This is a genomic window from Arenimonas alkanexedens (assembly GCF_054781355.1).
Window position 1 is genome coordinate 938,219 of the sequence record NZ_BAAGUO010000001.1, and the last position, 7,122, is coordinate 945,340.

Consider the following 7,122-nt stretch of genomic DNA (forward strand, 5'->3'; position numbering starts at 1 on the left):
ATGAGCCCCCTTTCCGTACCGCCCGACCGTCCTGCCGACCGCCTGGTCGTGGCCATCACTGCGCGCGCCTTGTTCGACCTCGAGGACAGCCATGCGCTGTTCCAGGCCGACGGGCTGGAGGCCTACGCCCAGTTCCAGCGCAGCCGCGAGAAGGAAATCCTGGGGCAGGGCATCGCCTTCCCGCTGGTGCAGAAGCTGCTGGCGCTCAACGCTGGCGCGCCGCCGGAATCGCCGCGGGTCGAGGTGGTGCTGCTTTCGCGCAACTCCTCCGACACCGGGCTGCGCATCTTCAACTCGATCCGCCACTACGGGCTGGGCATCATCCGCGCCGTATTCACCAGCGGCGCCGAGACCTGGCCCTACATCAAGCCCTTCGGCGCCCAGCTGTTCCTCTCGGCCAACCCGGCCTCGGTGCGCAGCGCGCTCGAGAACGGCTTCGCCGCCGCCACCATCCTGCCGGCCAAGGCCTACGAGCCCGCGCATCCGCAGCTGCGCATCGCCTTCGACGGCGATGCGGTGATCTTCGGCGACGAATCCGAGCGCGTGTCGCAGGCATCTGGGCTGCAGGCCTTCCACGACAACGAATCCACCCGCGTCAACGAGGCGCTGTCCGGCGGACCCTTCCGCGGCTTCCTCGCCGCCCTGCACGAACTGCAGCTGGCCTTCCCGCCCGGCGAAGACTCGCCGATCCGCACCGCGCTGGTCACCGCGCGCTCTGCGCCCGCCCACGAACGCGTCATCCTGACCCTGCGCGAATGGGGCGTGCGCCTGGACGAAGCCATGTTCCTCGGCGGCCGCAACAAGGGCCCCTTCCTGCAGGCCTTCGGCGCCGACATCTTCTTCGACGATTCCCGCCACAACATCGAAAACGCCAGCCAGCACGTCGCCACCGGGCACGTGCCCTTCGGCGTCACCAACGAGTAAAGCCGATGTCCGATCAAGCCTCGTTGACGCAGGCGGCATGGACATTCATTACAACTGGACCGGGGGTGGTCGCCGCAGCGCGTAGAGCAGCCACGCGCTTGCCGCCACAGTTGCACCGACCAGAAACGCCAGCTCCCCGCCGCTGCGTTCCCACGCCACCGCCGCCAGCCCCGCGCCCAGCACCCCGCCCACGCCCTGGCTGAAGCCGAAGAACAGGCTCTGGCCAGCGCGGGCGCGGCGGCCGGGGTAGTAGTCGGCCATCAGGCGCATGCAGCAGGCGTAGAAGGTGGCGAAGCTGAGCGCATGGGTGGTTTGCGCCAGCGCCATGATCGGCAGTGATTCTGCGTACAGCGCGGTCAGGGTCCAGCGCAGCACGGTCACGGCCAGGCAGACCATCAGCAGGCGGCTGGCGCCGAAGCGGGCGATCAGTTTCGGCGCCTTCCAGAACATCGCGATTTCGATCAGCACGCCCAGCGCCCACAGCCCGCCGACCGTCGCGCCCGAATGCCCCGCAGCCTGCAGGTGAAGGGTGTAGAAGACATAGAACGGCCCGAAGCTGGCCTGCATCAGCAGCGCCACCAGCAGGAAGCGGCGCACGCCAGGGCGTTTCCACAGGTGGCCGGCGTCGCTGGCATGGGTGCTGTAGTCGACCTGGCGGTCGTGGCGGTGCGGCCAGGCGGCGGCCAGCATCAGCACGAACAGGGGCAGGGTGACCCAGGCGAAGTGCTGCGCGCCGACGCGATCGAGCAAGGCGCCATAGCTGCCGGCCACGACCAGGAAGCCGATCGAGCCCCAGACCCGCAGCCGCCCGTAGTGGTCCGCGCGCGGGCCCAGCGCGGTCAGCGTCATCGCCTCGAACTGCGGCATCACCGCGTTGTAGAACAACCCGAACACCGCCATCACCGACAGCAGCGCCCAGGCGCTGCCGGTGAACAGGAAGACCGAGAAGCACAGCATCGTCAGCGCGCAGCCGGCGACGAACCAATGGCCCGGCCGCTGGCTGCGGCTGGTCAGCGCGGCCCAGGCCGGTGGCGCCACGATGCGGGTGCCGTACCAAAGCACCAGCATGCCGCCGACCACGTAACCGCCGTGGCCGAGCGCGTCCACCCAACGCCCGACGTAGGGCGAGTAGGCGCCGAGCGCGGCGTAGTAGCAGAAATAGAAAATCGAGAAGCGACGAAGACTCGCGTCCATGCAGGGCGGCGCCAAAAAAGAAAACGGCCGGACCCGAAGGCCCGGCCGTCATCATCGCCGCTTTGGCGCGCGTCCGGAACTAGCGGATGCGCTCACGCCCGATCGCACCACGAACCGGCGCCGTCACCTCACCGGCGGGGACGGCGCGCGGGGCCGGCGTGGCCCCCGCCTCGCGAACCGCCAGCTCACGGGTTTCCAGCGTGCCCATGCGGGCCTGGTCCTTGAGCTCGACGTAGCGCAGTTCGAACGGCGCCCCGAAGCCGCTGGGCATGTTGCCGCGGCCGAAGGCCAGCGCCAGCGACCGGTTGCCGGCCTCGAACCAGTTCGCCGCATGCGCCTGCGCCACCGGACGCGAAATGCCGTCGGGACCTTTCGCAAACAGCGTGCCGCGCAGCTCGTAGCGACCCGGCGCCGCCACCTGCACCGGCAGGTCGAAGCGAAGCGTCGCCGCATCGAAGGCATAGCCGCCGCCGAGGCGTGCGGTCGGCCGCGTCACTTCCACCGCGGTGCGGGCATCACGCTGGATGCTGGCGCCCTGGTCGAAGCTGCCGGCCGAGAGGTGTACTTCCCACAGGCCCGGCAGGGTGCCGGCTTCATCGGGCACCTGGATCTGCGCCTTGCCGTTGCGGAAGGCGAGGTCATAGCTGCGGCCAGAGGGCGAAATCAGCGAACCGCCCATGGCGCCGCCACCGAGCTTGGCCGTGCCGCGTCCCATCTGCGCCGATACCTCCAGCGTGTCACCGGCCAGCACATGGCTGCGGTCGGCCTGGGCCTGGAGCACGTAATCGCTGTTGGGCTCGAACACGTGCACCAGATAGCGGCCCTTGGCCTCGGCCAGCTGCACCTGGAACCGGCCCTGGCCCTGTTCGGCGGCGAGCTGGACGATGGACGAGCCGTCCGGCACGTCCATGCCGGCGGCCTTGAGCTGCGCCGTATTGGCACGCCGCTGGAAGGATTCCGGTTCGGCGATGGCCTTGCCGTTGCGCAGCATGCGCAGCTGGCCCGGCGCGACCGCACGGCTGCCGGTGGCCGGGCTGACGCGGATCAGCGCGCCCGGGGCGGTGGTGTCGATGTTGAGGCCGGCCTGCAGTTCGCTGGCCTCGGCCAGGGCCCAGTATTCGCGGCTCTCGGCGACGAAGGGCGTCTGTTCGCCGAGCTCGGCCCAGGGATCGAGCGCCCAGGCAAAGGACACCGGCGCGCGTTCGAAGTCACCGACCGGTGCCGGCGCCGACACCAGCCGCGACGGCGCCTGGTCGCGGCTGCCCGGCGGCAGCAGGGTGGCGGCCTGGGCCGAGACGGCCAGGGACATCAGGCAGAACAAGAGAGTCTTCTTCATGGCTCAGGACCTCATGTCGCTGCGCAGGATGGTGTCGAGACCAAAGCAGGCGCGCCGGCTCTGGTTGTGCGACAGCGGTTCGGAGCCGCGCATGCGGCTCTTGTCCTGGAACCAGACGTAGCCCGCGGCGGACTGGCTGCTGCAGTTGAGGAAGCCGTCGGAGCAGGAGGCCAGCCAGTTCTGGGTGGTCTCTAGGCCGACGTTCTCGACGTAGCCGCCGCAGTAGCTGTCGGAATCCCAGATCGCGGAATCCACGTCGGTGCCGACCACGCTGCGGAAGGTGCGGGGCAGGGCGGGGCGGCCGGCGGTACCGAGCAGCCAGTTGGCGTTGTAGCTGGCCATCCAGCTGGTCTGCTGCATGCGCACGGCGTCGTTCTTGTAGCCGAGCAGCCAGCCGAGGGCGCCTTCAAACACGTTGCCGGAAATCACTGCATCGGCGAGCGGCGTGCCGGCGGACGAAGGCGCCAGCGCGTTGACGCGGACGGTCTTGGCGATGATGTTCGGGTAGCGGCTGTCCCAGGTCGGGTTCGACAGGATCCAGCGCATGACGTTGCCGCCGTTGCTGTGGGTGATGACGATCAGGCGGGTGATGCCGCGGTTGTTGATGAAGGTGGTCAGCTGGCCGGCGAGGCAACCCGCGGCTGCGTTGTCCCACATGTACTTTTCGAAGTCGCAGTTGATGACGACGTAGTTGTTCGGATCAACCAGGCCGCCGCGCACGTTGTTGACGAAGGGCGACTGCCAGTAGTTGGCGGTGGCATTGGTCTGTTTGCCGGTGCCGTGGACGAAGGCGACGCCGGTATTGGCCTCGCACAGTGTTGAAACGGCTGCCAGGGCAGCCAAGAGTAGATAGCGCACGATCCCTCCCCAGGAACTCGATGCGAAACGCGATTGCCCCATCCCTGGGTGGCCACGTCCGGTTGAACCGGTGCTCCCCTGCGCCGGCGTATGGACACCGACCATGCCGACCCAAACCATGACGGTCAACACATTCCCATGCTGCACCGCCGCACCCTGCGCCCCTGTAGGAGGGCCTTCAGGCCCGAAGCCCCTGGCTCTCCGACCTACGCTTTTTGTCTTCTCCCCACCACCCCATGTGGGAGGGACTTCAGTCCCGATGCCCTTCCAACCAAACCACCCCCGCCCCGGGATCGCCCCCCGCGAACGCCCGCCGCACGCGAGGTCCCTTTTCCGGGGACGCCGTGAACCCATCCATGGGCGCTTATCGAAAACGTCCATGTTTTCGATACCCCGGGAAAGGGACCTCACGCACGACGGACTGCGGATCATCCGGGCCGGCGGGCTGTCCTAGGCGGAAGGTCACGCGGAAGCTGGCTGCCTCGGAAAAATTCCCATAACGCCGAATGCGAATATCTGGTCTGCTCGTCGTGCCTGATACGAGTTCAGATGTGCCAGAGGGCAGCTTTCGACCGAGGCTGTGTGAAAACCAAAGACTGGACGCCATGCATGGGCAGCCGCACGTTCTGCTGTAGCGGCGCTGCAAGAAGAAAAATTAGAGCCGGTCAGGCAGCGATCGCCTGAACCAGACCTCGCGCACCCATGATCTTGATCATCCGCTTCATGTTGTAGGCGATTACCGCCAAGCTGACCTCTGTTCTAACCCTCGGTAGGGTCTTGGTCAGCAATGGCGTGGTGCCCATCCAGCATTTTAGGGTGCCAAACACATGCTCGACCGTCTGCCGCCGAGCGACCGCTGCTTGCGGCGTCGCGTCGAGTCGGACCTGCATCCGCTCCAGCACGTGCTCGTGCTCCCATCGCGTGATTCGTCGATAGGAAGAGGTCGTGCATCTCGCCTTCAACGGACAGCGTGGGCAGGCGGAAGACCAGTATTTGTGCAACGTCAGTCCGTTCTCTTGTGTTGCGAATCGACGAATAGCACGCTCGCCAGCCGGGCACTCGTACTCATCAGCATCCGGGTCGTAGGTAAAGTCTCGCTTGTCGAATCGACCTTCCGCTTTGCTGTTGGATGTGAGGGGCTTGGGCACCAGCGGAATGATGCCGGCCTCCTCACACGCAAGAATTTCCGGGGCATTGAAGTAGCCACGGTCAGCCAGCGCCGTCATCTGCTCGGTGCCGAGCGCATCGCGTGCCCTCTTCGCCATGGCGGAGAGTTGGCCACGATCGTTGCCGACATTCGTTACCTCGTGCGCCACAATCAGATGATGCTCGGCATCCACCGCCGCCTGCACGTTGTAGCCGACCGTGCCTGTCCCGCGCCCGGTCGAGGTCATCGACCTGGCATCGGGATCCGTTAGCGAAATCTGATGGTCCGGCACCTGTTTCAGCTGACGCTCGAGCGCGTCGAGCTGCGCCATCTGCTCGCGTACCTTTGCCAGCTTGCCCTTCAGGTGGGGCACGCGGCCCTCCGGCAGCAGGCTCGGATCGCGGTCCGCGCGATCAAGCTCGGCCAGATAGCGGGCGACACTCTCATCAAGCTGCTTGCGTCGCGCCTCCACCTTGCCGGCCGTGAAGTTGCGGTCTCGGCTGTTGACCGCCTTAAGCTTGCTGCCGTCGATTGCAACGACGGCATGCGAGAACACCTTCATCTTCCGACACAGCGCGACGAACTGGCTGCACACCGCCGTGATGGCGCTGCCGTTGTCCCGGCGAAAGTCGGCGATGGTCTTGAAGTCGGGCGCCAGGCGCCCGGTCAGCCAGATCAGCTCCAGGTTCCGCTGGGCTTCCCGCTCCAGGCGCCGGGTGGACTGGATGCGATTGAGGTAGCCGTATATGTAGACCTTGAGCAGGACGGCTGGATGATAGGCCGGACGGCCACCGCCGGCACGATTGGCTGCTGCAAACCCCAGGGTAGCGAGGTCGAGGGCTTCGACGAAGGCATCGACCGCCCGGACCGGGTTGTCTTCGTGGACGTAATCTTCAAGCCGATCAGGGAGCAGAAGACCCTGTGAGCGGTCGACACCATCGACGAATCTTTTCATCCCGAGCACCAATCGAACGGTGTCGATATTTTGCCATCGGCGGTGGGTTTTTCACACAGCCTCGACCCGAAGTGGACCGTTTTCCTTACGGTCGGTCCAAAACTCTGCGTTGGCTGGTGATAAGCCATGAGGTATGACAGCAGCGAGAAAGGTTCTCAGTCTGGTGCAGCTGCAAGTCAGAGCGTCAGCCCCACCAGTGACCGGCCCTAAGGTTGGGGCGCAGATTAGTTCGACCAGGCTCACGAGGCGCCCGGCGTGAGCCGTAGTCCTTCCGCGTAGTTCACTATTGCGACCGCCACCGCGCTGGTTCGTCCTACCCCGACTCCCTTCGCCTGTGGCTGAAACCACGATTCTGTGATTCGCGTAGCGCAATGCGACCGAATCGCATTGTCTGCTGTGGTGGCTTCGCCCTAAACTCTCGGCGCTTTGTCAGCCTAAAGTTCGGGGTCGTGAGACCAATCAGAATTTGGCGTTCTATTAATTGAGGAATAAATGGGAATCTTTTCGGCTATCAAAGACACTTACAAGAAGAGCCAGGCCGCGGTCGTTGTCCAGAACCTCCTTGAGCACCAGGCCAAGATGGGTTCTACCCCGTTTCCGCGGACGGTTTGATTAAGGTCTGAAACTCCCGATCACGCCGGGCAACTCTACGACGCATTCGCGGATTGTGGAACCGCTCCAGGTAGTCGAACAGGTCGGCACGCGCTT

Annotated in this window: 5 protein-coding genes and 1 pseudogene; 1 reads left to right on the forward strand and 5 read right to left on the reverse strand. The window is 65.7% G+C overall.

The annotated features are described in order from the left end of the window. Window positions 1-924, forward strand: coding sequence for a 5'-nucleotidase (locus ACYVGY_RS04340; RefSeq protein WP_460456229.1), 924 nt, complete (start codon window positions 1-3; stop codon window positions 922-924). Between the two features lie 48 nt (window positions 925-972). Here ACYVGY_RS04340 and ACYVGY_RS04345 read toward each other — a convergent pair whose 3' ends face one another. From ACYVGY_RS04345 to ACYVGY_RS04365, 5 genes and pseudogenes are all read right to left on the reverse strand, one after another. After that, window positions 973-2,118, reverse strand: a complete 1,146-nt coding sequence (locus ACYVGY_RS04345) for an MFS transporter (RefSeq protein WP_460456230.1) — start codon at window positions 2,116-2,118, stop codon at window positions 973-975. A 79-nt stretch (window positions 2,119-2,197) separates the two neighbouring features. Further along, window positions 2,198-3,454, reverse strand: coding sequence for a DUF4785 domain-containing protein (locus ACYVGY_RS04350; protein ID WP_460456231.1), 1,257 nt, complete (start codon window positions 3,452-3,454; stop codon window positions 2,198-2,200). Between the two features lie 3 nt (window positions 3,455-3,457). Continuing rightward, window positions 3,458-4,354 (reverse strand): hypothetical protein, encoded by an 897-nt coding sequence (locus ACYVGY_RS04355; RefSeq protein WP_460456232.1) that lies wholly within the window; start codon window positions 4,352-4,354, stop codon window positions 3,458-3,460. Between the two features lie 623 nt (window positions 4,355-4,977). Continuing rightward, the gene (locus ACYVGY_RS04360) at window positions 4,978-6,414 is read right to left on the reverse strand and encodes an IS1182 family transposase (RefSeq protein WP_460456233.1); all 1,437 of its coding nucleotides are present in this window, start codon (window positions 6,412-6,414) and stop codon (window positions 4,978-4,980) included. A 586-nt stretch (window positions 6,415-7,000) separates the two neighbouring features. Then, a pseudogene (locus ACYVGY_RS04365) lies at window positions 7,001-7,122 on the reverse strand (IS3 family transposase); the annotation flags it as partial.

Bases quoted from the DNA above. Each gene is read 5' to 3' on its own strand.
- ACYVGY_RS04340 (WP_460456229.1), top strand. From the start codon at position 1: ATGAGCCCCCTTTCCGTACCGCCCGACCGTCCTGCCGACCGCCTGGTC.
- ACYVGY_RS04345 (WP_460456230.1), bottom strand. From the start codon at position 2,118: ATGGACGCGAGTCTTCGTCGCTTCTCGATTTTCTATTTCTGCTACTAC.
- ACYVGY_RS04350 (WP_460456231.1), bottom strand. From the start codon at position 3,454: ATGAAGAAGACTCTCTTGTTCTGCCTGATGTCCCTGGCCGTCTCGGCC.
- ACYVGY_RS04355 (WP_460456232.1), bottom strand. From the start codon at position 4,354: ATGGGGCAATCGCGTTTCGCATCGAGTTCCTGGGGAGGGATCGTGCGC.
- ACYVGY_RS04360 (WP_460456233.1), bottom strand. From the start codon at position 6,414: ATGAAAAGATTCGTCGATGGTGTCGACCGCTCACAGGGTCTTCTGCTC.